Source organism: Loktanella sp. M215, from assembly GCF_021735925.1.
In the GTDB taxonomy this organism is placed as follows: Bacteria; Pseudomonadota; Alphaproteobacteria; order Rhodobacterales; family Rhodobacteraceae; genus Loktanella.
Genome location: NZ_WMEA01000001.1, coordinates 2,864,839 through 2,890,905 on the forward strand (window position 1 = coordinate 2,864,839; position 26,067 = coordinate 2,890,905).

A 26,067-nucleotide genomic window follows, 5' to 3' on the forward strand; every position below is an offset into this window, starting at 1 on the left:
AGGAAAGGCGTGCAGACCCGCGCGCAGCCCCTTGAGGAATCAGGCCCCATGAAACGCTATTCCGCCTTTGCCATCGCCCGCGAAGCGTTCCGCCAGCACACCGGCTGGACCCGCGCCTGGGGCCAGGCGGAACCCAAGCCGCGCTATGACGTGATCATCGTGGGCGCCGGCGGCCATGGCCTCGCGACGGCCTATTACCTGGGTAAAAACTTTGGCATCACCAATGTCGCGGTGCTGGAAAAGGGCTGGCTGGGCGGCGGCAACACGGGCCGCAACACCACGATCATCCGCAGCAACTATCTGCAGGACCCCTCTGCCGCGATCTATGAAAAATCGCGGAGCCTATATGAAACGCTGTCACAGGACCTGAACTACAACGTCATGTTCAGCCCGCGCGGCGTGATGATGCTGGCGCAAACCCAGCACGAGATCCGCGGCTATCAGCGCACCGCCCATGCCAACGCGCTGCAAGGGGTGACGACCGAATTCATCGGCCCCGCGCGGGTCAAGGAACTGTGCCCGATCATGAACATCGACGGGCCGCGTTACCCGGTGCTGGGCGCGCTCTGGCAGGCCCGCGGCGGCACCGCGCGGCACGATGCCGTCGCCTGGGGCTATGCCCGCGCCTGCGCCGACATGGGCATGGACATCATCCAGCAGTGCGAGGTGACGGGCGTGGTGACCGAAGCCGGTCGCGTGACCGGCGTCAACACCACGCGCGGCGACATCAAATGCGACAAGCTGGCGATGGTGGTCGCGGGTCATGCGAGCGTGCTGGCGCAAAAGGCCGGGTTCCAGCTGCCGATCGAATCCGTGGCGTTGCAGGCTTTGGTCAGCGAGCCGATCAAGCCCTGCATGGACGTGGTCGTCATGGCGAACACCGTCCACGGCTACATGTCCCAGTCCGACAAGGGCGAAATGGTGATCGGCGGCGGCACCGACGGATACAACAACTACACCCAGCGCGGCAGCTTTCATCATATCGAAGAGACGGTCCGCGCCCTGGTCGAAACCTTCCCCATTGTCGGGCGTCTGAAGATGCTGCGCCAGTGGGGCGGCATCGTGGACGTGACGGGGGACCGCTCTCCGATCCTGTCGAAGACGCCGGTGGAGGGCATCTTCGTCAACTGTGGCTGGGGCACCGGCGGGTTCAAGGCGATCCCCGGCTCCGGCTGGGCGATGGCAGAGCTGGTGGCCAAGGGATCATCGCCGCTGACCGCGGAATTCAGCATGAACCGCTTCCGGCACGGCAAGTTCATCGACGAAAGCGTGGCGGCCGGGGTGGCCCACTGATGGCACCTCATCGGCGGAAATCCGTCATCTTTCACAAGTGCGGGAACCGGACTGATGGTTGCGACGTTTTGTCGCCAACTGATCAATGCATGGAGAATTCAGCATGTCCGACCGTAACACCGACCCGAACCGCCCCAACACGACCACGATCCACAACAACACGACTCCCGTCGTCGAGAAGCGCAGCAGCGGCAGCTCTGCTCTTATCATCGGTGTGGTCATCGTGGTCCTCGCACTGCTGGCCTTCCTGTTCCTCGGCGGCGATGGCGACGGCAACGTCGCAACGACGGCGCCTGCCGACACGACCGCCGCTGATACCGCAGATGCCGTGGGCGATGCAGCCGCCAGCACCGCTGACGCGGTTGGCGATGCAGCAGCCGGCGCTGCCGCAGCGACTGACAATGCCGTCGACAACGCGACGGACGCGCCTGCTGCCGACGCACCCGCAGCCAACAACTAAGCGGTCTTTACCGTCCGACGCTCAAGCCGTCCGATCCTTGACTGGGTCGGGCGGCCTTTGTGTTTTTCCACGCCCATTGCCAGAGGCCGTCCTATGCTGATCCTGCATTGTCCCCACTGCGACCGCATGGTCGACGAAACTGACCTGCACGCGGGCGGAGAGGCGCATGTGAAACGGTTCGGACCGGGGTCCGAGGCCGAAGCCTTCGAGAATTACCTGTTCATGCGCGAGAACCCGAAGGGTGTGCATTTCGAACGCTGGCGGCACGTCTATGGCTGCGGCAAGTGGTTCCTTGCCGCGCGCAACACCGCCACGCTGGAGGTGTACGGCACCTATCCCGCCCAGACGCACGAGCCGCCGCAGACGATCCGTGACACGATCACCGAAAAGCAGCCCGGTTGGGCCTGGGGAGATTTCAAATGAGGCTGCGCACCAACGGACGGCTGGTCCGCAAGAACCGTCCCGTGCATTTTTCGTTCAATGGCAAGGCGATGCAGGGCTATGCTGGCGATACGCTGGCCAGCGCCTTGTTGGCGAACGACCAGCTTCTGGTCGGCCGGTCATTCAAGTATCACCGCCCGCGCGGCATTGTCGCCGCCGGGGCGGAAGAGCCGAACGCCCTGGTCGAACTCGGTCGCGGCGACCGGCAGGAACCGAACGCGCGGGTGACACAGGTCGACCTTTACGAAGACCTTGTGGCGCGCAGCCAGAACCACTGGCCCAGCCTTGAATTCGACGTGGGCGTGATCAACGCAAAACTGTCACGCTTTCTGCCCGCAGGCTTCTACTACAAGACCTTCATCCAGCCGCGCGCCTTCTGGAAGCACATCTATGAACCCATCATCCGCAAGTCCGCGGGTCTGGGGGCGGCGCCAGAGACGGGCGACGATCACACCTACGAACACTTCAACGTCACCGTGGATGTCCTCGTTGTCGGTGGCGGAATCGCCGGTCTGGCAGCAGCCTTGGCTGCGGGTCGCGCCGGTGCCCGGGTGCTGCTGATCGAACAGACGTCCCACTGGGGCGGACGTGCCGTCGTGGACCGCCCGCTGATCGAAGGACAGTCGGCGCAGGACTGGGTCAACGCCACGCTGGGCGAGCTTCACGCCATGCCCAACGTCGACATGCGCGTGCGGTGTCAGGGTGCGGGTGTCTTCGATCACGGCTATGCGCTGGCGCACGAACGGCTGACCGACCACGCGCCAAAGCAGGGCGGCCCGCGCCAGCGTCTTTGGCGGATCAGGGCTGGGCAGATCGTCACCGCAACGGGTGCGATCGAGAGGCCTTTGTCCTTTGCCTACAACGACGTGCCGGGTGTTCTTCTGGCGGCGGCGCTGCGGGACTATGTGGTGAACTACGGCGTTGCCGTGGGGCAGCGCACGGTGATCGTGACCAACAACGACGACGCCTATCGCACCGCACTGGCATTGCATGACGCCGGGCTGACGGTGTCTGCGGTGATCGACGCGCGCCCGGCTGTGAAAGGCGCGCTGCCGGAACAGGTCCGCGCCCTTGGCATCCGCGTCCTGACGCATAGCGCCATCGGCGGTGTCGAAGGCGGCAAGCGCGTCACCGGCGTCAGCATCTGCGCGCAGGACGGCACCGGCGGGCAGACGGAACAGATCGACTGCGATTGCGTGGCGATGTCCGGCGGCTGGTCGCCGGTCGTCCATTTGTGGTCCCACTGCGGCGGCAAGCTGATCTGGGATGACGCGCAGGCCATGTTCCGCCCCGATACCGACCGCCCGCCGACCGGCGCGGACGGTGCAGGCTTTGTCACCGCAGCCGGGACGGCGAACGGCCATCTGTTCACCGCAGAGGCGATTGCCGACGGCTTTGGCGCTGGTCGCAAGGCCGCCTCTGCCGCCGGTCACGTGAAAAAGCCCGGTCAGGCCCCGATGGGCGACGATGCGGCAGAGGATCCCATGGCTCCGGTCTGGATCATGCCGGCGCAGGCACCCTACGATCTGCGGGCCAAGATGTGGCTGGATTATCAGAACGATGTGAAGGTCAGCGACGTGCAGCTGGCCGCACAGGAAGGCTTTCAGTCGGTCGAACATGCCAAGCGGTACACCACGCTTGGCATGGCGACGGATCAGGGAAAGCTCAGCAATGTTAATGGGCTTGCCGTACTTTCTGATGCGTTGGGTGAGGCGATCCCGCAGGTCGGCACCACGACTTTCCGCCCGCCCTATACGCCGCTGCCGCTGGCCGCGATTGCCGGTGTGGCGCGGGATGAGTTGTTCCAGCCGGTGCGGCGCATGCCGGCACAGGCCTGGCACGAGGATCACGACGCCGATTTCGAACCCGTCGGCCAGTGGCGCAGGCCCTATGCCTATCCGCGCGGCGCCGAGACGGTGCATGACGCGGTGACGCGCGAGGTGAAGAACACCCGCGAAGCCGTTGGATTGCTTGACGCATCCACGCTGGGCAAGCTGGTCGTCAAGGGGCCTGACGCGGGCCGGTTCCTCGACATGATCTATACCAACATGATGTCCACGCTGCCTGTGGGCGCCTGCCGCTATGGCCTGATTTGTTCCGAGAACGGGTTTCTGATGGACGACGGTGTCGTCGCGCGTCTGGATGACGACACGTGGCTGTGCCACACCACGACCGGCGGCGCGGACCGCATCCATGCCCACATGGAGGACTGGCTGCAGTGCGAATGGTGGGACTGGCAGGTCTATGTCGCCAACGTGACCGAGCAATACGCCCAGTTCGCTGTCGTCGGTCCCAAGGCGCGGCGCCTGCTGCAGGACATGGGCGGCATGCCCCTGACGCAGGACGATCTGCCGTTCATGCGTTGGACCGCAGGCACGCTGGGTGGTTTCGGCGTCCGGATCTTCCGGATCAGCTTCTCCGGCGAATTGTCGTTCGAGATTGCGGTGCGGGCCGGGCAGGGTGCGGCCTTCTGGGATCTGCTGGTCAAGCACGGTGAACCCCTTGGCCTGATGCCCTATGGCACCGAGGCGCTGCACGTCATGCGGGCCGAAAAGGGGTTCATCATGATCGGGGATGAAACCGACGGCACCGTCATTCCGCAGGACCTGAACCTCGACTGGGCGATTTCCAAGAAGAAGGATGACTTTCTTGGCAAGCGCGGCCAGCAGCGCACGCACATGCAGGATCCCGACCGCTGGAAGCTGGTGGGACTGGAGACGCTGGACGGATCCGTGCTGGCCGACGGGGCCTATGCGGTCGATGTGGGCGAGAATACCAACGGCCAGCGCAACACGCAGGGCCGCGTGACCTCGACCTATTATTCGCCGACGCTGGGCAAGGGAATCGCCATGGGACTGGTCCGGCGCGGACCCGACCGGATGGGCGAGGTGATCGCATTTACCAAGGAAGGCGGCGGCACGGTCGATGCCCGCATCTGCGATCCGGTGTTCTATGACAAGGAGGGAGAGAAGCAGAATGTCTGACCCCGTCAGCGCCCTGCAGGGCCGCTCCACATCCGGCAGCGTTCAGGTCAGCGATATGGGCCTTCAAGGTATGATCAGCCTGCGCTGCGATCTGTCCTTCGGCAAGCTCAAGGCGCTGTGCAAGGACCTTGTCGGCGCACCGGCCCCCGGCCTGCGCGAGGCGTTGCTGCGCGACGACCGTGCCGTGCTGTGGATGTCGCCTGACGAGCTGTTGTTCCTGATGCCGCACGCCGAGGTCGCTGACGCCCTGGCCCGAATCGCCAAGGCGATGAAGGATCAGCACCATCTGGCGCTCGACCTCTCTGACGCGCGCGCCATGCTGCGGGTCGAGGGGCCGTTCGCCCGCGAGGTCATAGCGAAGCTGGCCCCTGTCGATCTGCATCCGGACGTTTTCGGCCCCGGTCAAGTACTGCGCACGCGGCTGGGTCAGATCGCGGCGGCGTTCTGGATGACGGATGCCCAGAGCTTTCAGGTCATCTGCTTCCGGTCCGTGGCCAACTATGCCTTCGATCTGCTGGAAGCGTCGGCCAAGGCCGGGCCGGTCGGACATTTCCCGCGTGGAACTTGACTTGGTTTCAGGGGTTGACCCGGTGAGCAATCGCGCTTCCATTCGCGCGAACGAACCGTAATAGAAAAGGGGTCACACCATGGCTTTCGAACTTCCCGATCTTCCCTATGCCCACGACGCGCTGGCATCCAAGGGCATGTCCAAGGAAACGCTGGAATATCATTACGATATCCACCACAAGGCCTATGTCGACAACGGCAACAAGCTGCTGGCCGCCTCGGAATACGAAGGCATGTCGCTTGAAGATGCGATCACCCAGACCTATCAGGCTGGCGCCGTGGCGCAGAGCGGGTTGTTCAACAACCTCTCGCAGCTTTGGAACCACAACCAGTTCTGGGAGATGATGACCCCGGAGACATCGAAGATGCCGAGCGAGCTGGAGCTGGCGCTGGCCGAAAGTTTTGGTTCGGTTCAGAAGTTCAAGGACGAATTCGCGGCCGCCGGTGCCGGGCAGTTCGGGTCCGGCTGGGCCTGGCTGGTCAAGGACAAGGACGACAGCCTGAAGATCACCAAGACTGAGAACGGCGTGAACCCGCTGTGCTTTGGCCAGACAGCGCTGCTGGGCTGCGACGTGTGGGAGCATTCCTACTACATCGACTTCCGCAACAAGCGCCCTGCGTATCTGACCAACTTCCTCGACAATCTGGTCAACTGGGAAAATGTCGCAAGCCGGATGTAATCCTGCCGCCGATTGATCTAACAAAGGCCCGTGCGTTTTGCGCGGGCCTTTTGCTTTGGAACATAAGATGATTCTGCCGACTCAGGACGATATCGCCCGCGCCGCCAAGGCGATCGCCGCCCAGACGATCCGCACCCCGGTCCTGTCCCTGACATCGGACCGCTGGCGGGGCATCCTGCCCGATGCCGCCAGCGTCACGGTCAAGCTGGAGCTGTTCCAGCAGGCGGGATCCTTCAAGGCGCGCGGCGCGCTGCTGGGCATCCGGGCGCTGGACGACGGACAGCGCCGGGTGGGCGTGGTGGCGGCGAGCGGTGGGAATCATGCGCTGGCTGTCAGCTGGGCTGCACAGGCCGCAGGCGTCAGCGCCCGCATCGCCATGCCCGAAACCGTCGATCCCCTGCGCATCGAAGGCTGCCGCGCGATGGGGGCAGAGGTGACGCTGTGCGCCGACATGCCTGCCGCCTTTGCCGAGATGGACCGCGTCGTTTCGCAAGAAGGTCGGGCGATCCTGCATCCCTTCGACGGCGACCACATGATGCTGGGGGCAGCGGTCTGCGGTGCGGAATATGCAGAACAGGCGCCGCATATCGACACGCTGATCGTACCCGTCGGCGGTGGCGGGTTGATCGGTGGCATGGGTGCGGCCTTTAAACTGGCCAATCCGGGGTGCACCGTCATCGGGGTGGAGCCTGTCGGTGCCGACAGCATGACGCGCAGCCTTGCGGCAGGGCATCCCGTGGCGCTTGACCGGATTACCACCATCGCCGACAGCCTCAGTGCGCCGCGCGCGATGCCGCAGTCCTTTGCCGTCGCACAGGCGGTGATCGACCGGATGGTGCATGTCACCGACGACCAGATGCGGGCTGGCATGGGGCATTACATGGATGTGCTGCGCATTCTGGCAGAACCCGCCTGTGCCGCCTCGCTGGCCGCGATCTGTGGGCCGTTGCGCGACGATCTGGCGGGGCGGCATGTGGGCATCATCGCCTGTGGGTCCAATATCTCTCTGCCGCGCCATGCCGCGATCATGGCGGACTAGCCCGGAACAAAGACGCCCTCCCGTCCGTTGGTTTCCCAAGGAAATCAAAGAAGAGGAGAGCCACCATGGCCGAGCGCAAACGCTCTACCGACGGACACTCGGAAACCGAGGAACTGATCGGCAATCCCCCGGCAGCCCCCGACCAAAGCGGCACAGCAGGCGGAGCATTGGCCGAAAAGGTCGGCAGCCGCGACGCTGAAAAGCGCGTGACCGACAGCCCCGACACCCATACCGACGCGCTGAAGTCGGACAAGATTGCAACCCATCAGGATGTCCGCAATGACTAAGATCAAGAATGGCACATGGGTCGTCGTGGCCGACGGCGAAAAGGCATTGTTCCTGCGCAACGTGACGGATGGCGAGGACCCGAACCTCGAGGTCATCCGCAAGGAAGAGCAGGACAATCCCAAGGACATCGACCAGTCCGCCAACCGGCCCGGTCGCGTTGGCCAGTCCGCCAACCCTGGCAAGTCGGCCTATGACGACACCGACTGGCACGAGCTGGCCAAGGACCGCTTTGCCGCAGACTTGGCCGACATCCTTTACGAGCGGGCGCACAAGGGCAAATTTGACAGCCTCGTGCTGGTCGCAGCCCCAAACGTGCTGGGCGAGTTGCGCGACAAGCTGCACCAAGAGGTGACGGACAAGATCGTGGGCGAAATCCCCAAGACCCTGACCAACCATCCGATCAAGCAGATCGAGGATATCGTGAAAGCCGACCTCGCCGCCTGAGGTGGTCGCAGCACAGGACAGGGGCCGCACCTAAGGGTGTGGCCCTTTTTCGTACCTTGCGGACGGCTGCGACTTGGGATCACAAGGGCGCACCATTCCAAGGAAGTTTCCATGCCATTGACGCCCGGTGCCAAAGGTGTCCTCGCCCTCATCGTCACCTGCACGATCTGGGGGCTGTCGTCGCTATACTACCACCTGCTGGCCCACGTCCCCTCGCTCGAGGTGCTCTGCTACCGCACGCTGTGGTCGCTGATCTTTTTCGCAGGGCTTCTGGCGGTGCAGGGTCGGCTGGGCGAGGTCCGCGCTGCCCTGACCAACCGGCGCACATTGGTCGTCATCGTGGCCTCTGCCGTGATGATCTCGCTGAATTGGTTCGGCTTTATCCACAGCATCTCGATCGGCAACGCGCTCGAGGCATCGCTGGGTTATTACATCTTCCCCCTCGTCGCTGTGGTGATGGGGGCGGTCGTGTTCAAGGAACGGCTGAGCAGGCTGCAGATCGCGGCAGTCCTGCTGGCGGCCCTTGCCGTTCTGGTCCTGACCGTGGGGCTGGGCGTGGCGCCCTGGATCGCGCTGTTTCTGGCCGGCACCTTCGGCGCCTACGGGGTGCTGAAAAAGGGCCTTGATCTGGGCGGCGTCGTGTCCGTCACGGCAGAGGTCACGGTTCTGGCGCCCTTTGCGCTGCTGTGGCTGATCTTTCAGGGGACAGAGGTGGGCCGCCATACCATCGACTGGTCAGACATGGCGCTGCTGGCGCTGTCCGGTCTTTTGACCGGGTTGCCGCTGATCCTGTTCAGCTTTGCCGCGCGGCGGGTGCGGCTGTCGACCGTGGGGCTGGTGCAATATCTGAACCCGACCCTGCAGTTCGCCTGTGCGGTCCTGTTTTTCGGCAACCCGCTCACCCTGTGGCACGGCATTGCGTTCCCGATGATCTGGGCGGCGCTGGCGCTGTATTCCGGGTCGTCGATCAGTGCGGACCGGGCCGCGCGCCGCCGTGCAAGGGCCGCGGCCTGAGGCGACCTGTGGTGCGCAAGCCATTGTCGCCGCACGCGATGCCGCAGATGTGATCGGCGGCCTTGCCCATGCGCCTTGTTTGCGCCAGCCTGTGCGGCAGGCGGGCCGGACAGAGGCGCGCCGTCACCCGGGGGGGCAGGACATGGCGCACAACACGGCTCGGATGGTGGGCGGCGCGGTTTTGGCCGTGGCACTGGCCGTGGCCGTCGTGGCGCTGCTGCCCCGTATCGCACCCGACCTTGCCAATGTTACGCCGCCTGCTGCCGACGCGTCTGTCCCCGCCACGACCGCCATGGGCGCACCTGCGCCGCAGGCCACGCCTGACGCGCCGCCCACCGGCCCGCGGGTCGATACCTTTCTGCTGGGGCTGGACGGCGTTGCCGTGGTCGCCGGGCATGCGACGCCCGGTGCGCGGGTGACGATCCTGCTGGACGGCGCGCCCCTGACCGAGGCGCAGGCCGATGGCGGCGGCGGCTTTGCCGCGACCGCGCAGATCGCGGCCTCTGACAAGCCCCGCAGCCTGACCTTTGCCGAAAACGATGACGCGCCGAGCGGCGAGACGGTTCTGGTGCGGCCGGGCGCCGGGTCCCCGAGACTTGCCGCGCCCACTGTGGCCGCAAATGCGTCGTCGACGCCGGCGGCGGATGCGGCCATCGCGTCCAATGACACGACGCCCTCTGTGCCTGAAACGTCGTCGGTATCGGGCGATGAAACCCGTGCTGTGCCGATCCCGCGTGAATTGCCCGCCGACGGCGCAACTGACACTGTGGCCGCCGATGCAGGCGACCCCACGGCCGCGGGCCCAGCGGTCGCACCGAACATTAAGCCGGATGCAAGCGACGCGCCAGCACAGGACACCGTACCGGCCCCGACCATCGTCGTCGATGCCGCAGGGGCGCGGGTGATGGGCCCGGGGCCGCAGGTCATGGACCGTGTCGCCCTCGATGCGATCACCTACGACACGGCGGGAGAGGTGCTTCTTGCGGGGCGCGCGCCCGGCGACGGCACGCTTCAGGTCTATATCAACAACCGCCCCGTGACGACGGCCCCGGTGGGCGTCGACGGCGACTGGCGGCTGACCCTGCCGCCGGTCGATGCGGGCACCTATACCCTGCGGATCGACGCGCTGAATGCGCAGGGACAGGTCGCAAGCCGGGTCGAGACGCCGTTCCGCCGCGAGGCCCCCGCCGACGTGCAGGCCGCGACGGACGCCGGTGCCGCCATGGGCGCGCTGACCCAGACGGTGCAGCCGGGATCGACGCTTTGGGCCATCGCGCGGGACAACTTGGGCGACGGGATGCTTTATGTCTCGGTCTTCAATGCCAATGCCGACCAGATCCGCGATCCCGACCTGATCTATCCCGGTCAGGTCTTTGTCATCCCCGACCGCTGACGGACTGGCCATTGGCCGGGGCTGCGCCTAGGTAGAACCATCAGCCGAAGGAATTCCATGCGCCGCCTGTCCAAGACCGAAGCCAATTTCGACCCTGATGCCAAGATCGAGGGCTGGAACGTGATCCGCCGCGTGGCGCCCTACCTCTGGCCCAAGGGCGACCGGAATACGCAGGTCCGCGTGGTCGCGGCGATCAGCGTACTGCTGCTGGCAAACGCCATCGCGGTGGGGACGCCGTTTCTCTACAAGGCGGCGGTGGACTCGTTGGCGGCAGAGGCGCGGGACGATACTTGGCTGATCGCCCTCGGCGCCGTCTGGCTGACGGTGCTTTACGGACTGTCCCGACTGGCGACGACGGGTCTGACGCAATTGCGCGACGTGATCTTCACCCCTGTCGGCCAGCGCGCGCTGCGGACGCTGGCGCTGGAAACCTTCACCCATATCCACCGCCTGTCGATGCGCTATCACATCACCCGCAAGACCGGCGGCCTGTCCCGCATCATCGAGCGTGGCGTGAAGGGCGTGGATTTCCTGATGCGCTTCCTCATCTTCTCGATGGGGCCGCTGGTGCTGCAACTTCTGATGATCTCGGTCGTGCTGTTTTTCAATTTCGACGTCTGGTACATGGTCGTCGTCGTCGTCACGATCGCACTTTACGTCTGGTTCACCTTCACCGTCACCGAATGGCGGGTGAAGATCCGCAAGGTGATGAACGAACAGGACACGGATGCGAACCAGAAGGCGATCGACAGCCTTCTGAACTTCGAGACCGTCAAGTATTTCGGCGCCGAAAAGTGGGAGGCCGGGCGTTACGACAATGCCATGCGGCTCTATGAAACCGCCGCCGTGCGGACGAACTACTCCCTCGCGTTCCTGAACTTTGGCCAGTCGCTGATCATCACGGCGGGGCTGGTGATCGTCATGGTCATGGCCGCCATCGGTGCGCGGGCGGGGACGCTGACCGTGGGCGATTTCGTCATGGTCAACGCCTACATGATCCAGATCACCATGCCGCTGAACTTCCTCGGCACCGTCTACCGCGAGATCCGGCAGGCGCTGATCGACATGGGCGACATGTTCAATCTGCTGGAACAACCCGCAGAGGTGCTGGACAAGCCCGGTGCGACCGATTTGGTCGTCACTGGCGGTCATATCGCGCTGCGCGATGTCCACTTCGGCTACGATGCCGCGCGCCCGATCCTGAAGGGCGTCGATCTGGATGTGCTGCCGGGGCAGACCGTGGCGATCGTCGGCTCCTCCGGTTCCGGCAAGTCGACCATCGGGCGGCTGCTGTTCCGCTTCTACGACGTGACCGGCGGTGCCGTGCGGATCGACGGGCAGGACCTGCGCGATGTGACGCAAGAAAGCCTGCACGCCCAGATCGGCGTCGTGCCGCAGGACACGGTGCTGTTCAACGACACCATCCACTACAATATCGCCTATGGCCGCCCCGGTGCCTCCGAGGCTGACATCCGCGAGGCCGCGCGCGCGGCCAATATCCACGACTTCATCATGTCGCTGCCTGACGGCTATGACACCACCGTGGGCGAGCGCGGGTTGAAGCTGTCGGGTGGCGAGAAACAGCGCGTCGGAATCGCGCGCACCCTGCTGAAGAACCCCCCGATCCTGCTGCTGGACGAGGCGACAAGTGCCCTGGACACCGACACGGAACGCGAAATCCAGCGCGAGTTGCGGATGATGGGGCAGGGGCGCACGGTCATCACAATCGCCCACCGCCTGTCCACCATTCAGGACGCCGACCGGATCGTCGTGCTGGAAAACGGCGAGATCGTTGAAAGCGGCACCCATGACGCGCTGCTGGCGGAACCGGGGCGCTATGCGCAACTGTGGAACCGGCAGAGCGAGGAAGAGGCCGCTTGAGCGCCAAGGACTATCCCGAAACGCCGGACGGGCGGTATTTCGTATCCAATGGGCGGTTGTGGCGGCGCACCAATCCGGCGCTGGACGACACGACGCGCCGGGCGGCGGTCAAGGCGCTGATGCAGGCGCGCCGCGCGGTCGGGCAGGCGAGCGACGAGGCCGAGACCCGTGCCGCGCGCGACCGCGTCGATCTGGCCAAGCGCGACCTTGGCGAGCGCGGTCCGGTCTGGTGGGATGACGGTGCCCCGGACGAGGGCGGCAAGCACCCCAAGAACTCATCTTACGCCGACTGGTGGACCGGGCTGGATGCAGAGGCGCAGGCGCGCGGCACCTGAACTGTGCGTCAGCGCGCAACTCTGCGGCGCGGCATCGCGGATTGTCAGGCCCTGCGTCGCGGCGTAGCGTCGCCGTAAATCTCATTCAGATCAGGTCTCATACGATGTCCCTCTTCCGCATGGCCCTGATCCTGGGTCTTCTGTCAGCTGTCGGTCCCTTTGCCATCGACATGTATCTGCCCGCGATGCCGGCATTGGCCGCATCGCTGGGCGTCAGCGAGACGGCGGCGCAGATGACGCTGACCAGCTATTTCGTGGCCTTCGGTCTGGCGCAGCTGATCTATGGCCCCTGGTCCGATCAGGCCGGGCGCAAGCGGCCTCTGTTCGTGGGCCTGGCGATCTTTATCCTGGGCAGCGTCGTGGCCGCGATGGCACCGACCATCGGCACGCTGGTTGCCGCCCGCGCGGTGCAGGGCATCGGTGGAGCTGTCCTGATGGTCGTGCCGCGCGCGGTGATCCGCGACATGCATACGGGCACGGCGGCGACCAAGATGATGGCTTTGGTGATGCTGGTGATCTCGGTCTCGCCCATGCTGGCGCCGCTGGCGGGGTCCGGTCTGATCCAGCTGGGCGACTGGCGGCTGATCTTCTGGGTGCTTTGCGGTGTCGCCGCGATCGCGCTGCTGATCACCGGTTTTGCCTTGCCAGAGACACTCGCGGTCGAAAAGCGTCAGCCGATTCACTTTGGATCGCTCATCGCGGGGTCCAAGGTGCTGCTGACCGACCCGGTCTTCATGGGCCTGACCTTCATCGGCGGCTTCGGCATGGCCAGCTTCTTCGTCTTCATCGCCAGTGCGGCTTTCGTTTATGTCCAGCAGTTCGGCCTGTCGCCCACGGGCTTCTCATTGGCCTTCGCGATCAACGCGGTCGGCTTCTTCTCGGCCAGTCAGGGAGCTGGGCCGTTGGGGGAACGGTTCGGCATCGTGCCGCTGATGCGCTGGGGCGTCATAGGCTTCGCCGGGTTCACGCTGGCCCTGCTGGCGCTGACGCTGGCGGGGTTCGTGTCGTTCTATCTGATCGTTGCCATGCTGTTTCTGGCCAATGCCTGCCTGGGCGTGGTCATCCCCACCACGATGGTCATGGCGCTGGATGCGCATGGGCGGATCGCGGGCCTTGCGTCGTCGTTGGGGGGCACGCTGCAGATGCTGGCGGGCGGCGTAATGATCGCGCTGACGGGGCTGTTCTTTGACGGCACCGCCTTGCCGATGGTCGCCGCCATCGCGCTGTGCGCGGTCTGCGCGCTGGCCCTGGCGCTGGCTACATTGGGGCGGGTCGCCCGCAGTCAGGCCGCGCCAGCCTGATCGGGCAGCACAATCCGGCAGTTGCGCGGGCGCAGCCCTTGGCAATCCGTGCCGTTTCAAGGTAAGACGCGGGCAAAGGCGGCCCCGTCAAGGGGCCGCGCGCGGGGGACGGCCATGAGCGATTCGGACAGTTTCATCAACGAGGTCAGCGAAGAGGTCCGCCGCGACCGTCTGTTCGCGACGCTGAAGAAGTATGGCTGGATAGCCATCCTCGCCGTCATTCTGCTGGTTGCTGGCGCGGCCTGGACCGAATACCGCAATGCACAGACCCGCGCCGCCGCTGAGGCGACCGGCGACGCGCTGCTGGCCGCCCTTGCCACGAATGACCCCGCCGCCCGCGCCGCCGCACTGGACGCGCTGCCGCAGACCGGGTCTTCTGCCGCCGCTGGGATGCTGATCACCGCCGCCGCCCAGCAAGAAGCGGGCGAGGCCGATGCCGCGGCCCAGACGCTGGATGCGCTGGCCGCCCGCACGGACGTCCCCGCGATCTACCGCGATCTGGCGGCCTTCAAGGCCGCGATGCTGGACGCTGGCACCGATCCCGCCGCGCGCCGCGCTCGGCTGGAGCCGCTGGCCGCCCCCGGTCAGCCCTTTGCCCTGCTGGCGCAGGAACAGCTTGCGCTGGTCGATCTTGCGGCAGATGACCGCGACAGCGCCGTGACCCGGCTGACCGCGATCCTGAACGATGCCGGCGTCACGCAGGGCTTGCGTGACCGCGCGCAAAGCCTGATGGTGGCGCTGGGTGCGCCGCTGCCTGACGCCGCCGCCACAGCCGACGCCCCCGCCGAGGCTCCTGCCGACGTGACACCGACCAATCCCTGAAAGGGCGCCTTGCCGTGACTTCCAAGACCCTTTCCATCGGCCTGCTGGCCTTGGCCACCCTGACCGCCTGCGGCGAAAAGGACATCATCCTGCCTGGTGTGCGCGAACCGATCCGCAGCGATATGGCCGAGGTCAACTCTGCCCGTCCGATCAGCATGCCGGCGGCCCAGTTCAACGCGTCCTGGAGCCATCGTAACGGCGCGGCCGACCACACCGTGATGCAGCCGGCCCTGGCCGCACAACTGTCACAGATCTTTGCCGTGAACATCGGCGAGGGGGACGACAAGAGCGCCCGCATCACCGCCGACCCGGTCGTCTCTGGCGGCCTTGTCTATACACTCGATGCGCGGTCCCACGTGACCGCCGTGACCACCGGCGGCGCGCCCGTCTGGACAGCCGACATCACGCCGCCCACGGATATGCACACCGATGCCTCTGGTGGCGGTCTGGCCATCGGGTCCGGGTTGCTGGTCGTGTCGACCGGCTATGGCACGCTGACGGCGCTGGACCCGGCGACGGGCGGCACGGTCTGGGTGCAGGAATTGAACGCCCCCGGCACATCCGCCCCGGCCGTCATGGGCGATCTGATCTATGTCGTCAGCCGCGACAGCACGGCCTGGGCGATCGACGTGGCGAACGGGCGCATCCGCTATCAGGTCAACGGTATTCCGTCCGACACGTCCTACGGCGGTGGTGCAGGCCCCGCGGTCAGCGCCGATCTTGCGGTCTTTCCGTTCCCCTCGGGTGAAGTGACGGGCGTGTTCCCTGAAGGCGGCATCCAGCGCTGGTCGCAGATCGTCAGCGGCGACCGTCCAGGGCAGGCCTACGGCACGCTGACCGATATCGCGGGCGACCCGGTGATCGACGGCGACCGCGTCTATGTCGGCAACTTCACTGGCGTGACCGTCGCCATCGACGCGGCCTCTGGCGAGCGGATCTGGACCGCAGGCGAGGGGGCCTCTGGTCCGGTCTGGCCTGCGGGCGATTCCGTTTTCATGGTCAACGACCTGAACGAGCTTGTGCGTCTGGACGCCGCCGACGGGAGTGCCATCTGGCGCGTGGCCCTGCCGGACCTGAAAGAGCAAAAAGGCTTCTTCAACCGCCAGAGCACGGTTTTCGCCAACTACGGCCCGATTCTGGCGGGCGGGCGGCTGATCGTCGCCTCATCCGACGGGCTGCTGCGGTCGTTCGATCCGACCTCGGGCGCGCTCGTCAGCTCCGTGCCCTTGCCTGGTGGGGCGGCCTCCACACCCGCTGTCGCGGGGGGGGTGTTGTACGTCGTGACCAAGACCGGGCAACTGCTGGCTTTCCGTTGAGGTAAAAGAGGTGTATGGCCCGCTCTCTGACTTGCCGGAGTGCGTGACATGACCTTTACCCTTGCCCTTGTGGGCCGACCCAATGTCGGCAAATCCACCCTGTTCAACCGTTTGGTGGGCAAGAAGCTGGCACTGGTCGACGACCAGCCCGGCGTGACACGCGATCTGCGCGAAGGGCCGGGGCGGATTGCGGACATCAAGTTCACCGTGATCGACACCGCCGGTCTGGAAATGGCCACGGACGAATCGCTGCAGGGCCGGATGCGCAAGCTGACGGAACGCGCGGTCGAAATGGCCGACGTCTGCCTGTTCATGATCGACGCCCGCGTGGGCGTGCTGCCCGCCGACCGCGTCTTTGCCGACATCCTGCGCAAGAAGAACGCCCACGTCATCCTTGCCGCCAACAAGGGCGAGGGCAAGGCCGCCGACGTCACGATCCTCGAAGCCTATGCGCTGGGTCTGGGCGAGCCGATCCGGATTTCGGCCGAGCATGGCGAAGGCATGGGCGAGTTGATGGACGTACTGCGCCCGCTGTCGGAACAGTTCGAAGAACGCAGCTTGGCTGACGCGCCCGACACGGATGTCGCCGTCGATGACGAGGATCCGGATGCACCCCGCGTGCCGACGCGTGCCAAGCCCTTGCAGATCGCCGTGGTCGGTCGCCCCAACGCTGGAAAATCCACGCTGATCAACAAGATCATCGGCGAAGACCGTCTGCTGACCGGGCCGGAACCGGGCATCACCCGCGACGCGATCTCTGTCATGACGGAATGGGACGGCGTGCCCATGCGGATCTTCGATACCGCTGGCATGCGCAAGAAGGCCCGGATCAACGAAAAGCTGGAAAAGCTTTCCGTCAGCGACGGGTTGCGTGCGGTCAAGTTTGCCGAAGTCGTTGTCGTGCTGCTGGACGTCGACATCCCCTTCGAACAGCAGGATCTGCGGATTGCCGACCTTGCAGAGCGTGAGGGCCGGGCCGTCGTGATCGGCGTCAACAAGTGGGATACCGAAGAAGACAAGCAGGACAAGCTGCGCGAATTGCGCGAGGAGTTCACCCGCCTGCTGCCGCAGCTGCGCGGCGCGCCGCTGGTCACGGTTTCGGCCAAGACCGGCAAGGGGCTGGACCGCCTGCAACAGGCGATCATGAAGGCCTACGATGTCTGGAACCGCCGCGTCACGACGGCGCAGCTGAACCGCTGGCTGACGGGGATGCTGGAACAGCACCCGCCACCCGCACCTGGCGGCAAGCGGATCAAGATGCGCTATGCCACGCAGGTCAAGACGCGGCCGCCGGGATTCGTGGTGATGACGTCTCACCCGGACCTCGTGCCCGAAAGCTATAAACGCTATCTCGTCAACGGGTTGCGCGAAGACTTTGACATGCCTGGCGCGCCGATTCGCCTGACGCTGCGCGATCAGGGGGACAAGAACCCCTACAAGGATAAGAAGTCGTCGCAGCCCTCACGGCTGAGCAAGCACAAGAAGGCGCCCGGCAGCGACCGCTAGGCCTGCCGGTTGATGCGTGGCGCCCACATGGCCATGATGCAGACCAGCACCACGATCCCGGTGATGGCCAGTGCCGTGACCAGAAAGTTGTGCATGCCGTTGTTGACGCAGATGCCGATCAAGGCCCAGATCACGGCCCCGAGGTAGATCGGTGCCGCGGTCCGGGCGTAGGTCGCGATGGTGACGGCCAGCGCCCCCAGAATGCCGACAAAGGCCCAATGATATCCGTTCAGCAGGATGTCATAACCTGCCAGCGTCGTGCAGAGCGACACAAAGCTGGCCGCTGTCAGCCACCCGGCATAAAGGGCGACCGGCCCGCGCAACCACCGACGATCCGACAGGGGCGTACGGTTGAGGGCGACGATCGCCGCGGCGGCCATGATGAAGATGGTGATCGTGGCCCAGATGGCGCTGACCTGCGCGATCAGAAGCCAAGGAATGCCAACGCCAAGGCTGACGCACAGTGGCACCCGGACCCGGCTCCATGCGGGATCGCTGACCCTGTAAATGACGCCGTAGATGGCAGAGATCACCAGCCACAGGTAGATCGGCCCCCAGATCGCAAAGGCATAACCCGCCGGCTGGATCGGCGGGTTGATCTGGGGGACAGGCAACTGATCCGCCGTGAAGCCGCTGAAGTCACCCGACAGCAGGGGGGCTGCCGCGAAGGCAGCCGTGACGACAAGTGTCAGATATCCGAGTGATTTGCTCATACCAGCCAACGCAGCCTGCAAGACGAAAGTTCACCCTTGTCTTACTTTAATTCGCCGGTTGCCGAGATCGTGTTCCGACCCCCCAGATAGGGCGTCAGAACATCCGGCAGAACGACGGACCCGTCGGCCTGCTGGCCGTTTTCCAGAACGGCGATCAGGCAACGCCCGACAGCCAGACCGGACCCGTTCAGCGTGTGGACGAATTCTGGCTTGCCGCCGCCCGCAGGCTTGAACCGCGCATTCATCCGCCGCGCCTGATAGTCGCCGCAGGTCGAGATGCTGGAGATCTCGCGGTAGGTGTCCTGACCGGGCAGCCAGACTTCAAGATCGATGGTGCGGCGGGCCCCGGCGCCCATGTCACCGGCGCAAAGCAGCATGCTGCGATAGGGCAGACCCAGCTTTTCAAGGATCGCTTCTGCGCAGCCGGTCATCCGGGCATGTTCCGCGTCACTTTCATCCGGGTGGGTGATGCTGACCATCTCGACCTTTTCGAACTGGTGCTGGCGCAGCATCCCGCTGGTGTCGCGGCCTGCCGATCCGGCCTCTGACCGGAAGCATTGGGTGTGGGCGGTATAGCGACGGGGCAGGGTGTCTGCCTCGATCGTCTCGCCGTTCACGAGGTTGGTCAGCGTGACCTCTGCCGTGGGGATCAGCCACCAGCCGTTCGTGGTCTGATAGCTGTCCTCGCCGAATTTCGGCAGCTGGCCGGTGCCATACATCATCTCTTCTCGCACGAGGACCGGCGTGATCGTCTCGGTCAGACCGTGATCGTCGACGTGGGTGTCCAGCATGAATTGCGCCAGCGCCCGGTGGACACGCGACACGGCCCCGCGCAGCACGACAAACCGCGAGCCTGACAGTTTGGCGCCAGCGGCAAAGTCCATGCCCGCCTTCACGGCGGGTATGTCGTAATGCTCAAGCGGTTGAAAGTTGAACTGGCGCGGCGTGCCGGTGCGCTTCTGTTCGACATTGTCGGCCTCGTCGCGGCCTGCGGGCACGTCGTCATAGGGCAGGTTGGGCAGGTTCAGCAGCAGGTCGTTCAGCTGACCGTCCAGATCGCGGGCCCGGTCGTTCAGCGCCGCGATCTCGGCCTTCTTGTCGGCCATCAGGGTCCGCAGGCGGTCGAATTCCGCATCGTCGCCCGCAGCCTTGGCGCGGCCCACATCCTTGGCGGCCGCGTTGGCGGCGGCCTGCGCATCCTCTGCCTGCTTGATCGCCTGACGACGCGCGGCGTCCAGCGCCAGGATCGCGGGCGAGACGGGGTCCAGACCACGCCGGGACAGGGCGGCGTCGAAGGCGTCGGGTGTCTCTCGGATCATGCGGATGTCGTGCATGGGTCTGGTCCTTCCTGTCGGCGTGCGTGGTGGCGCGGGTATGCACCAAGTCCGCCGCGCATTGAAGGGGGGAAAGGCCATGGGTCTGGCGCGAATGTGACCGCGGCGGACAGCGATTTGACGCAGCCCCATTGACGCCCCGCCGCATCCCCCCGATATCGCGAGGGCGCAGACGGGGGAATGGTTGCCATTCGTGAACCCCAGACCTAATGTGCCGCGACTTTGACGGGGGGCCTGTGCACCCTGCGACAGACTTTGGAGGAACCGCCATGCAGGGCACCCAATCGCTTATTCTGATGCTGATCATCTTCGGGATCATGTATTTCCTGTTGATCCGTCCCCAGCAGAAAAAGCTGAAGGAACATCAGGCGATGGTGGACGCGCTGCGCCGTGGTGACCGCGTCATCACGCAGGGTGGCATTCTGGGCAAGGTCACGGCCGTCAACGACGCCGACAAGGAAGTCGAGGTCGAGATTGCGACCGGTGTGAAGATCCGCGTGATCCGGTCCACCATCGCGACCGTCGTGAACAAGACCGAACCGGCAAAATAAGCCGCGATACCTCTGGCCCAAGGGCTTTTATTACATGCTGCACCTCTCTGCCTTCAAACAGGCCGCGATCTGGCTGACGGTCATCGTCGGTCTGGCGCTGGCGCTGCCCAACGCCTTCTACAGCCGGGTCGAGACCCATAACGACGCCATCGCGCAAGGTCAGGTCGACACGACCTGGCCGTCGTTCCTGCCCTCGGGCCTCGTGAATCTTGGCCTTGATCTGCGCGGCGGTGCGCACCTGCTGGCCGAGGTGCAGACGTCTGACGTCTACGCCACGATCATGAACGCCACATGGCCAGAGGTTCGGGATGCCCTTGCGGCTGATCGTAACACCGTCGGTTTCGTCACCCGCGAAAGCAGTGCACCGGACGAGCTTATCGTCCGCATCTCTGAACCAGCCGGTGCTGATCGCGCGCTGGAAATCGCGCGCGGTCTGGCGCGGCCCATTACCTCGCTGACCGGGGCCGGGTCCACGGATATCGAGGTGACGGGCAACGGCCCGCTGCTGACGATTCGCCTGTCGGACGCCGAAAAGCTCGCCGTGGACGACCGGACCATGCAGCAATCGCTGGAAATCATCCGTCGCCGCATCGACGAGGTCGGCACCCGCGAACCCACGATCCAGCGTCAGGGCGAGACGCGGATTCTGGTCGAGGTGCCCGGCGTCGGATCGGCGCAAGAGGTCAAGGACATCATCGGCACCACGGCGCAGCTGACCTTTCAGCCCGTCGTCGGCCGCGCCGCCAGTGCCACCGAACAGGCGGGCGTCGGACAAGAGGTGCTGCCCTCCGTCGATCAGCCCGGCGTGTTCTACGTCCTCGACACCGCGCCCGTCGTCAGCGGCGAAGAGCTTGTCGATGCCCAGCCCGCCTTCGACCAGAACGGGCGGCCTGCGGTGAATTTCCGCTTCAACGTGACCGGCGCGCGCAAGTTCGGCGATTACACGCTGGATCACATCGGCGAACCCTTTGCCATCGTGCTTGATAACGAAGTCATCAGCGCCCCCACGATCCAAAGCCATATTCCCGGCGGATCGGGCATCATTACCGGCAACTTCACAGTCGAGGAATCGACCAATCTGGCCGTGCTGCTGCGCGCCGGTGCCTTGCCGGCCAAGCTGAGCTTCCTCGAAGAACGCACCATCGGCCCGCAACTGGGGCAGGACAGCATCGACGCGGGCAAGCAGGCCGCCGTCGTGGGCTCTGCCCTTGTCGTGATCTTCATGCTGATGACCTACGGGTTGTTCGGCCTTTTTGCCAATATCGCGCTGATGATCAACATGGGGCTGATCTTTGGCGGATTGTCCCTGATCGGGGCGACGCTGACCCTGCCGGGCATCGCGGGCATCGTGCTGACCGTCGGCATGGCGGTGGACGCCAACGTGCTGGTGTTCGAGCGGATCCGCGAAGAACTGCGCACCGCCAAGGGGCCGGCCCGCGCCATCGAACTTGGCTATGAACGCGCCCTCTCGGCCATCGTGGACAGTAATGTCACCACGCTGATCACCGCCGCGATCCTGTTCTACATGGGGTCCGGTCCGGTTCGCGGCTTTGCGGTCACGCTGGGTCTGGGCATCATCACGTCGATCTTTACCGCGATCTTCGTCACGCGGTCGCTGATCGTCATCTGGTTCGCCTGGCGGCGTCCGAAAACAATCGAGGTTTAGGGTCATGCGTCTGCGTCTTGTTCCCGACGATACGAACATCAACTTTTTCGGCCTGTCCAAGATCACCTTCGGCGGATCCATCGTCCTGCTGGTGCTGTCCCTTGTCGCCTATCTGGCCTTCGGACTGAACTACGGCATCGACTTCAAGGGCGGCACGACGATCCGCACGGAAAGCACGCAATCGGTGGACGTGGGCGCCTACCGCGCGGCACTCGACCCGCTGCAACTGGGCGACGTGACCATCACCGAGGTTTTCGATCCCGGCTTTGGCCCCGACCGCAACGTGGCCGAGGTGCGCATTCAGGCGCAGGGCGACGCCGAGAGCATCACGCCGGAAACGATGTCGTCCATCGAAGGCGCATTGACCGCCGTCGATCCGAATGTGCAGTTCGCCTCTGTCGAAAGCGTCGGCCCGAAGGTGTCGGGCGAATTGATCCGCTCTGCCGTGCTGTCGGTGCTGGGGGCGATCGGTGCCATCGTCGTCTACATCTGGCTGCGCTTCGAATGGCAGTTCGCGCTGGGAGGGATCGTCGCATTGGCGCACGACGTCGGCCTGACCATCGGCCTTTTCGCGCTGCTGCAGATCAAGTTCGACCTTGCGATCATCGCGGCCCTGCTGACCATCGTCGGCTATTCGATCAACGATACCGTCGTCGTTTTTGACCGAGTGCGTGAAAACCTGCGCAAATACAAAGTCATGCCGCTGATCGACGTGCTGAACCTGTCCGCCAACGAAACACTCAGTCGGACCCTGATGACCTCGGGCACCACGATCCTTGCGCTGATCGCGCTTCTGGTGCTGGGCGGCGACGTGATCCGGGGCTTTGTGTTCGCGATCACCTGGGGCATCATCGTCGGCACCTATTCGTCGATCTATATCGCCAAGAACATCGTGCTGATGCTGGGCGTCAAGCGGGACTGGTCCAAAAAGGACCCCAAGACGGTGGGTCGTTACGCCGACGTAGAAAGCAAGTGACATGCGCCTGACCGAGATCACCTACGACAACGCGAAACCCATCGACGGCTACGGCCCCGGTTTCTTTCGCATCGGCGGCAAGGTGATCGAGGGCGCTGTCACGGTCATGCCATCCGGCATCGCACCCTGGGGCGGCTATGACGACACCGCGGCCCTGATCGCTGCTGCGGACAAGGTCGACGTCGTCTTCGTCGGCACCGGCGCCGAAATCGCCCATCCGCCCGCTGCCTTTCGTCAGGCGCTGGAGGCCGCGGGCCTTGGCGTCGAAACCATGGCATCCCCCGCCGCCTGCCGCACCTACAACGTGCTGCTGAGCGAGGGCCGCCGGGTCGCACTCGCCCTGTTCCCGGTCTGAGCGCCGTGCTGCAGGTCCGTGACCTGCGCTGCGCGCGCGGCGGCGTGCCGGTGCTGGACCACGTCTCATTCGATCTGAAAGCGGGCGAGGCGCTGATCCTGCGCGGGCCGAACGGTGTCGGCAAGACGACACTGCTGCGCACGCTGGCGGGCTTGCAGCCGCCGCTCGATGGCACGGTGGATTACTCCGAGGGGACCAGCGCGTATGCCAGCCACGCGGACGGCATCAAGACGGCGCTGACGGTCACGGAGAACCTGACCTTCTGGGCGCAGGTTTATGGGCTGAGCGTGCCGGATGCCGTCTATGCCGCCTTCGATCTGGACGGGCTGCGGACCCGTGCGGCTGGCACCCTGTCGGCGGGGCAAAAGCGGCGGCTGGGTCTGGCCCGTCTGGGCGTGATCGGGCGCAAGGTTCTCTTCCTCGACGAGCCGACCGTCAGCCTCGATGCCTTTTCCGTGCGCAACTTCGCCAGTTGGATGCGGGACGTGCATCTGGGACAGGGCGGTTGTGCCGTCATCGCCACGCATATCGACCTGGGGCTGGAGGCGCCGACGCTGGACCTGACACCTTTCGTGGCCAAACCGGACGCGACCGGCGGGTCCGACGAGGCGTTCCTGTGACGGCACTCCTCTGGCGCGATCTGGCTTTGGCTGTCCGGGCCGGTGGCGGCTTCGGGCTTGGCCTTGCGTTCTTTCTGATCGTCGTGGTGCTGGTGCCCTTCGGCGTCGGCCCCGACCGCAGCACACTGGCGCTGATCGCACCGGGCATCCTCTGGGTCGCGGCGCTGCTGGCGGCCCTCCTGTCGCTCGACCGCATCTTTGCGCTGGATTTCGAGGACGGGTCGCTGGCCCTGCTGGCCACAGCGCCCTTGCCGTTGGAAGGCGTGGCCCTGATCAAGGCGCTGGCGCACTGGATCACCACGGGCCTGCCGCTGACGCTGGTGGCCCCGGCACTTGGGTTCTTTCTGAACATGCAGCCCGCCGCCTACGCCTATCTGCTGGTCAGCCTTGCCATCGGGACGCCGGCGCTGTCGATGATCGGCAGCTTTGGTGCGGCGCTGACCGTCGGCCTGCGACGCGGTGGCCTGTTGCTGTCGCTGCTGGTTCTGCCGCTTTATGTGCCGACGCTGATCTTCGGGGCAGAGGCGGTGCGCCGCGGCGTTGACGGGACGGGGGCCACGGCGCCCCTGATGCTGATGGGGGCGATCACTTTGGGATGTTTCGCGCTTTTGCCCTTCGCCTCGGCGGCGGTGCTGCGCATCAACCTGCGGTGATCGGGGATTGAGGGGCGCCAAGCGCCGGGGTAGGGGTAACACATGTCGATCTGGGAATATGCAAATCCGAAAAGGTTCATGGACTGGACCGCGCCCGTCATGCGCGTGGCCTTTGCCGTGGCCGGCGCCTGCCTGTTGGTCGGCCTGATCTGGGGCTTCTTCTTTACGCCAGAGGAAGCGCGTCAAGGTTCGACCGTCAAGATCATCTACCTGCACGTGCCGAGCGCGCTGATGGCGATCAACGCGTGGTTCATGATGCTGGTCGCATCTTTGATCTGGCTGGTGCGCCGCCATCACGTGAGCGCCTTGGCTGCCCGCGCCGCAGCCCCCGTCGGGTTGGCCATGACCGTGATCGCGCTGATCACCGGGGCGATCTGGGGCAGCCCGATGTGGGGCACCTACTGGGCCTGGGATCCGCGGCTGACGTCCTTCCTGATCCTCTTTCTGTTCTACCTCGGCTACATCGCACTCTGGGCCGCGATCGAGGATCCTGATACCGCAGCCGACCTAACCTCGGTCCTGTGCCTTGTCGGATCGGTCTTTGCGATCCTGTCGCGCTATGCGGTGAATTTCTGGAATCAGGGGCTGCATCAGGGCGCGTCCCTTTCGCTCGACAAGGAGGAAAACGTGGCCAATGTATTCTATATCCCGCTGCTGGTCTGCATCGCGGGCTTCGTCGCGCTGTTCCTCGCGCTGGTCCTGCTGCGGACCCGCACGGAAATCCGCGTGCGCCGGACGCAGGCCCTGTTGGCGAGGGCGCAGCGTGGCTGATTTGGGGAAATACGCAGCCGAGGTGCTGACCGCCTATGCCGCCAGTATCGCGGTGCTGACGGTCCTCGTCGTGCTCAGCGTCCGCCGCGCCCGTCGCGTCAAGCGCGCGCTGGAGGCAATTGAGCGTGTCTAAACTCTCCCCCCTTTTGATCGTGCCGCCGGTGATCTTTGCGGCCCTCGCGGGCCTGTTCTGGGGCGGCCTGATGCGCGACAACGCGGGCGAGTTGCCGTCGCAGTTCATCGGCCAGCCCGCCCCCGCCTTGCCGACCGAGGCCGTCGCCGGCACGACGCAGCTGACCCCCGCCGACCTGTCGGCAGGCGAAGTCACCATCGTCAATTTCTGGGCCAGCTGGTGCCCGCCCTGCCGCGCCGAACACCCGACGCTTGAGGCGCTGAGCGAGCAGGGCTACCGCGTCGCGGGCGTCAACTTCCGCGATCAGGCGGACGATGCGAGCAGCTACCTTGCGGACAACGGCAACCCGTTCTTTGCCACCGGTTTCGATCCGCGCGGACGGTCGGCCATCGACTGGGGCGTGACTGCGCCGCCGGAAACCTTCATCGTCGGACCCGACGGCACCGTCCTGAACCGGTTCATCGGACCGCTGATCGGGTCGGATTACGAACAGCGGTTCCTGCCCATGTTGCAGGCCGCAACGCAGTAACG

The 26,067-nt window shown here is 65.2% G+C and carries 28 protein-coding genes; 26 read left to right on the plus strand and 2 right to left on the minus strand.

What is annotated here, in order from left to right:
* Positions 1–48 precede the first annotated feature (48 nt).
* From GLR48_RS14105 to der, 17 genes are all read left to right on the plus strand, one after another.
* Positions 49–1,293, plus strand: coding sequence for a sarcosine oxidase subunit beta family protein (locus tag GLR48_RS14105; protein ID WP_237062358.1), 1,245 nt, complete (start codon positions 49–51; stop codon positions 1,291–1,293).
* A 103-nt stretch (positions 1,294–1,396) separates the two neighbouring features.
* Positions 1,397–1,753 carry a hypothetical protein gene (locus GLR48_RS14110; protein ID WP_237062360.1) on the plus strand — a complete coding sequence of 119 codons (357 nt, stop codon included), beginning with the start codon at positions 1,397–1,399 and terminating at the stop codon, positions 1,751–1,753.
* A gap of 93 nt (positions 1,754–1,846) precedes the next feature.
* Positions 1,847–2,176 (plus strand): sarcosine oxidase subunit delta, encoded by a 330-nt coding sequence (locus tag GLR48_RS14115; protein WP_237062362.1) that lies wholly within the window; start codon positions 1,847–1,849, stop codon positions 2,174–2,176.
* Positions 2,173–5,178: a sarcosine oxidase subunit alpha family protein gene (locus GLR48_RS14120; protein ID WP_237062363.1), complete on the plus strand. Its 3,006-nt coding sequence runs from the start codon at positions 2,173–2,175 to the stop codon at positions 5,176–5,178. The genes GLR48_RS14115 and GLR48_RS14120 overlap by 4 nt, the downstream gene beginning before the upstream one ends.
* Entirely contained in the window at positions 5,171–5,746 is a 576-nt protein-coding gene (locus GLR48_RS14125; protein WP_237062364.1) for a sarcosine oxidase subunit gamma, read from the plus strand. The genes GLR48_RS14120 and GLR48_RS14125 overlap by 8 nt, the downstream gene beginning before the upstream one ends.
* A 79-nt stretch (positions 5,747–5,825) precedes the next feature.
* Complete coding sequence (locus tag GLR48_RS14130; RefSeq protein ID WP_237062365.1) at positions 5,826–6,425, plus strand: superoxide dismutase; 600 nt, start codon at positions 5,826–5,828, stop codon at positions 6,423–6,425.
* A gap of 67 nt (positions 6,426–6,492) precedes the next feature.
* Positions 6,493–7,464 carry a threonine ammonia-lyase gene (locus GLR48_RS14135; RefSeq protein WP_237062366.1) on the plus strand — a complete coding sequence of 324 codons (972 nt, stop codon included), beginning with the start codon at positions 6,493–6,495 and terminating at the stop codon, positions 7,462–7,464.
* A gap of 65 nt (positions 7,465–7,529) precedes the next feature.
* Positions 7,530–7,751, plus strand: coding sequence for a hypothetical protein (locus tag GLR48_RS14140; protein WP_237062367.1), 222 nt, complete (start codon positions 7,530–7,532; stop codon positions 7,749–7,751).
* Positions 7,744–8,196, plus strand: a complete 453-nt coding sequence (locus tag GLR48_RS14145) for a host attachment family protein (protein ID WP_237062368.1) — start codon at positions 7,744–7,746, stop codon at positions 8,194–8,196. The genes GLR48_RS14140 and GLR48_RS14145 overlap by 8 nt, the downstream gene beginning before the upstream one ends.
* 111 nt (positions 8,197–8,307) lie before the next feature.
* The gene (gene rarD, locus GLR48_RS14150; RefSeq protein ID WP_237062370.1) at positions 8,308–9,210 is read left to right on the plus strand and encodes an EamA family transporter RarD; all 903 of its coding nucleotides are present in this window, start codon (positions 8,308–8,310) and stop codon (positions 9,208–9,210) included.
* Complete coding sequence (locus GLR48_RS25950) at positions 9,167–10,603, plus strand: LysM peptidoglycan-binding domain-containing protein (RefSeq protein WP_237062372.1); 1,437 nt, start codon at positions 9,167–9,169, stop codon at positions 10,601–10,603. The genes rarD and GLR48_RS25950 overlap by 44 nt, the downstream gene beginning before the upstream one ends.
* 57 nt (positions 10,604–10,660) lie before the next feature.
* Positions 10,661–12,484: an ABCB family ABC transporter ATP-binding protein/permease gene (locus GLR48_RS14160; protein ID WP_237062373.1), complete on the plus strand. Its 1,824-nt coding sequence runs from the start codon at positions 10,661–10,663 to the stop codon at positions 12,482–12,484.
* Complete coding sequence (locus GLR48_RS14165) at positions 12,481–12,819, plus strand: hypothetical protein (RefSeq protein ID WP_237062374.1); 339 nt, start codon at positions 12,481–12,483, stop codon at positions 12,817–12,819. Before GLR48_RS14160 ends, GLR48_RS14165 begins: the two co-directional genes overlap by 4 nt.
* Positions 12,820–12,923: 104 nt before the next feature.
* Positions 12,924–14,120 carry a multidrug effflux MFS transporter gene (locus tag GLR48_RS14170; protein ID WP_237062375.1) on the plus strand — a complete coding sequence of 399 codons (1,197 nt, stop codon included), beginning with the start codon at positions 12,924–12,926 and terminating at the stop codon, positions 14,118–14,120.
* A 114-nt stretch (positions 14,121–14,234) separates the two neighbouring features.
* On the plus strand, positions 14,235–14,942 hold the full coding sequence (locus GLR48_RS14175) for a hypothetical protein (protein WP_237062376.1): 708 nt from the start codon (positions 14,235–14,237) through the stop codon (positions 14,940–14,942).
* A 14-nt stretch (positions 14,943–14,956) separates the two neighbouring features.
* Positions 14,957–16,258 (plus strand): PQQ-like beta-propeller repeat protein, encoded by a 1,302-nt coding sequence (locus GLR48_RS14180; protein ID WP_237062377.1) that lies wholly within the window; start codon positions 14,957–14,959, stop codon positions 16,256–16,258.
* A gap of 48 nt (positions 16,259–16,306) precedes the next feature.
* Positions 16,307–17,764 carry a ribosome biogenesis GTPase Der gene (gene der / locus GLR48_RS14185; RefSeq protein ID WP_237062378.1) on the plus strand — a complete coding sequence of 486 codons (1,458 nt, stop codon included), beginning with the start codon at positions 16,307–16,309 and terminating at the stop codon, positions 17,762–17,764.
* Here the strand turns inward: der and GLR48_RS14190 are convergent.
* Both GLR48_RS14190 and serS read right to left on the minus strand, forming a co-directional pair.
* Complete coding sequence (locus GLR48_RS14190; RefSeq protein ID WP_237062379.1) at positions 17,761–18,477, minus strand: hypothetical protein; 717 nt, start codon at positions 18,475–18,477, stop codon at positions 17,761–17,763. The two genes, der and GLR48_RS14190, sit on opposite strands and share 4 nt — an antisense overlap.
* Positions 18,478–18,518: 41 nt before the next feature.
* Positions 18,519–19,811 (minus strand): serine--tRNA ligase, encoded by a 1,293-nt coding sequence (gene serS / locus GLR48_RS14195; RefSeq protein ID WP_237062380.1) that lies wholly within the window; start codon positions 19,809–19,811, stop codon positions 18,519–18,521.
* Between the two features lie 269 nt (positions 19,812–20,080).
* Here serS and yajC point away from each other — a divergent pair, with 269 nt between their 5' ends.
* From yajC to GLR48_RS14240, 9 genes are read left to right on the plus strand one after another with little or no spacing between them, the layout of a single operon-like run.
* Positions 20,081–20,362: a preprotein translocase subunit YajC gene (yajC, locus tag GLR48_RS14200; protein WP_237062382.1), complete on the plus strand. Its 282-nt coding sequence runs from the start codon at positions 20,081–20,083 to the stop codon at positions 20,360–20,362.
* A 34-nt stretch (positions 20,363–20,396) separates the two neighbouring features.
* A complete protein-coding gene (secD, locus tag GLR48_RS14205) occupies positions 20,397–22,028 on the plus strand; it encodes a protein translocase subunit SecD (RefSeq protein WP_237062384.1) in 1,632 nt (543 codons plus the stop codon).
* Between the two features lie 4 nt (positions 22,029–22,032).
* Complete coding sequence (secF, locus tag GLR48_RS14210; protein ID WP_237062385.1) at positions 22,033–23,004, plus strand: protein translocase subunit SecF; 972 nt, start codon at positions 22,033–22,035, stop codon at positions 23,002–23,004.
* A 1-nt stretch (position 23,005) separates the two neighbouring features.
* The gene (locus GLR48_RS14215) at positions 23,006–23,359 is read left to right on the plus strand and encodes an Mth938-like domain-containing protein (RefSeq protein ID WP_237062386.1); all 354 of its coding nucleotides are present in this window, start codon (positions 23,006–23,008) and stop codon (positions 23,357–23,359) included.
* A 5-nt stretch (positions 23,360–23,364) separates the two neighbouring features.
* Positions 23,365–23,979 (plus strand): heme ABC exporter ATP-binding protein CcmA, encoded by a 615-nt coding sequence (gene ccmA / locus GLR48_RS14220; protein WP_237062387.1) that lies wholly within the window; start codon positions 23,365–23,367, stop codon positions 23,977–23,979.
* Complete coding sequence (gene ccmB / locus GLR48_RS14225; RefSeq protein ID WP_237062388.1) at positions 23,976–24,632, plus strand: heme exporter protein CcmB; 657 nt, start codon at positions 23,976–23,978, stop codon at positions 24,630–24,632. Before ccmA ends, ccmB begins: the two co-directional genes overlap by 4 nt.
* Before the next feature lie 42 nt (positions 24,633–24,674).
* Entirely contained in the window at positions 24,675–25,403 is a 729-nt protein-coding gene (locus GLR48_RS14230) for a heme ABC transporter permease (RefSeq protein ID WP_237062389.1), read from the plus strand.
* Positions 25,396–25,536 carry a heme exporter protein CcmD gene (gene ccmD, locus GLR48_RS14235; protein WP_237062390.1) on the plus strand — a complete coding sequence of 47 codons (141 nt, stop codon included), beginning with the start codon at positions 25,396–25,398 and terminating at the stop codon, positions 25,534–25,536. The genes GLR48_RS14230 and ccmD overlap by 8 nt, the downstream gene beginning before the upstream one ends.
* Positions 25,529–26,065: a DsbE family thiol:disulfide interchange protein gene (locus tag GLR48_RS14240; protein ID WP_237062391.1), complete on the plus strand. Its 537-nt coding sequence runs from the start codon at positions 25,529–25,531 to the stop codon at positions 26,063–26,065. The genes ccmD and GLR48_RS14240 overlap by 8 nt, the downstream gene beginning before the upstream one ends.
* The last annotated feature ends 2 nt before the right edge of the window (positions 26,066–26,067 follow it).

Excerpts from the sequence above, each read along its gene's own strand:
- GLR48_RS14105 (WP_237062358.1), top strand. The coding sequence starts at position 49 with ATGAAACGCTATTCCGCCTTTGCCATCGCCCGCGAAGCGTTCCGCCAG.
- GLR48_RS14110 (WP_237062360.1), top strand. The coding sequence starts at position 1,397 with ATGTCCGACCGTAACACCGACCCGAACCGCCCCAACACGACCACGATC.
- GLR48_RS14115 (WP_237062362.1), top strand. The coding sequence starts at position 1,847 with ATGCTGATCCTGCATTGTCCCCACTGCGACCGCATGGTCGACGAAACT.
- GLR48_RS14120 (WP_237062363.1), top strand. The coding sequence starts at position 2,173 with ATGAGGCTGCGCACCAACGGACGGCTGGTCCGCAAGAACCGTCCCGTG.
- GLR48_RS14125 (WP_237062364.1), top strand. The coding sequence starts at position 5,171 with ATGTCTGACCCCGTCAGCGCCCTGCAGGGCCGCTCCACATCCGGCAGC.
- GLR48_RS14130 (WP_237062365.1), top strand. The coding sequence starts at position 5,826 with ATGGCTTTCGAACTTCCCGATCTTCCCTATGCCCACGACGCGCTGGCA.
- GLR48_RS14135 (WP_237062366.1), top strand. The coding sequence starts at position 6,493 with ATGATTCTGCCGACTCAGGACGATATCGCCCGCGCCGCCAAGGCGATC.
- GLR48_RS14140 (WP_237062367.1), top strand. The coding sequence starts at position 7,530 with ATGGCCGAGCGCAAACGCTCTACCGACGGACACTCGGAAACCGAGGAA.
- GLR48_RS14145 (WP_237062368.1), top strand. The coding sequence starts at position 7,744 with ATGACTAAGATCAAGAATGGCACATGGGTCGTCGTGGCCGACGGCGAA.
- rarD (WP_237062370.1), top strand. The coding sequence starts at position 8,308 with ATGCCATTGACGCCCGGTGCCAAAGGTGTCCTCGCCCTCATCGTCACC.
- GLR48_RS14160 (WP_237062373.1), top strand. The coding sequence starts at position 10,661 with ATGCGCCGCCTGTCCAAGACCGAAGCCAATTTCGACCCTGATGCCAAG.
- GLR48_RS14170 (WP_237062375.1), top strand. The coding sequence starts at position 12,924 with ATGTCCCTCTTCCGCATGGCCCTGATCCTGGGTCTTCTGTCAGCTGTC.
- GLR48_RS14175 (WP_237062376.1), top strand. The coding sequence starts at position 14,235 with ATGAGCGATTCGGACAGTTTCATCAACGAGGTCAGCGAAGAGGTCCGC.
- der (WP_237062378.1), top strand. The coding sequence starts at position 16,307 with ATGACCTTTACCCTTGCCCTTGTGGGCCGACCCAATGTCGGCAAATCC.
- GLR48_RS14190 (WP_237062379.1), bottom strand. The coding sequence starts at position 18,477 with ATGAGCAAATCACTCGGATATCTGACACTTGTCGTCACGGCTGCCTTC.
- serS (WP_237062380.1), bottom strand. The coding sequence starts at position 19,811 with ATGCACGACATCCGCATGATCCGAGAGACACCCGACGCCTTCGACGCC.
- yajC (WP_237062382.1), top strand. The coding sequence starts at position 20,081 with ATGCAGGGCACCCAATCGCTTATTCTGATGCTGATCATCTTCGGGATC.
- secD (WP_237062384.1), top strand. The coding sequence starts at position 20,397 with ATGCTGCACCTCTCTGCCTTCAAACAGGCCGCGATCTGGCTGACGGTC.
- secF (WP_237062385.1), top strand. The coding sequence starts at position 22,033 with ATGCGTCTGCGTCTTGTTCCCGACGATACGAACATCAACTTTTTCGGC.
- GLR48_RS14215 (WP_237062386.1), top strand. The coding sequence starts at position 23,006 with ATGCGCCTGACCGAGATCACCTACGACAACGCGAAACCCATCGACGGC.
- GLR48_RS14230 (WP_237062389.1), top strand. The coding sequence starts at position 24,675 with ATGTCGATCTGGGAATATGCAAATCCGAAAAGGTTCATGGACTGGACC.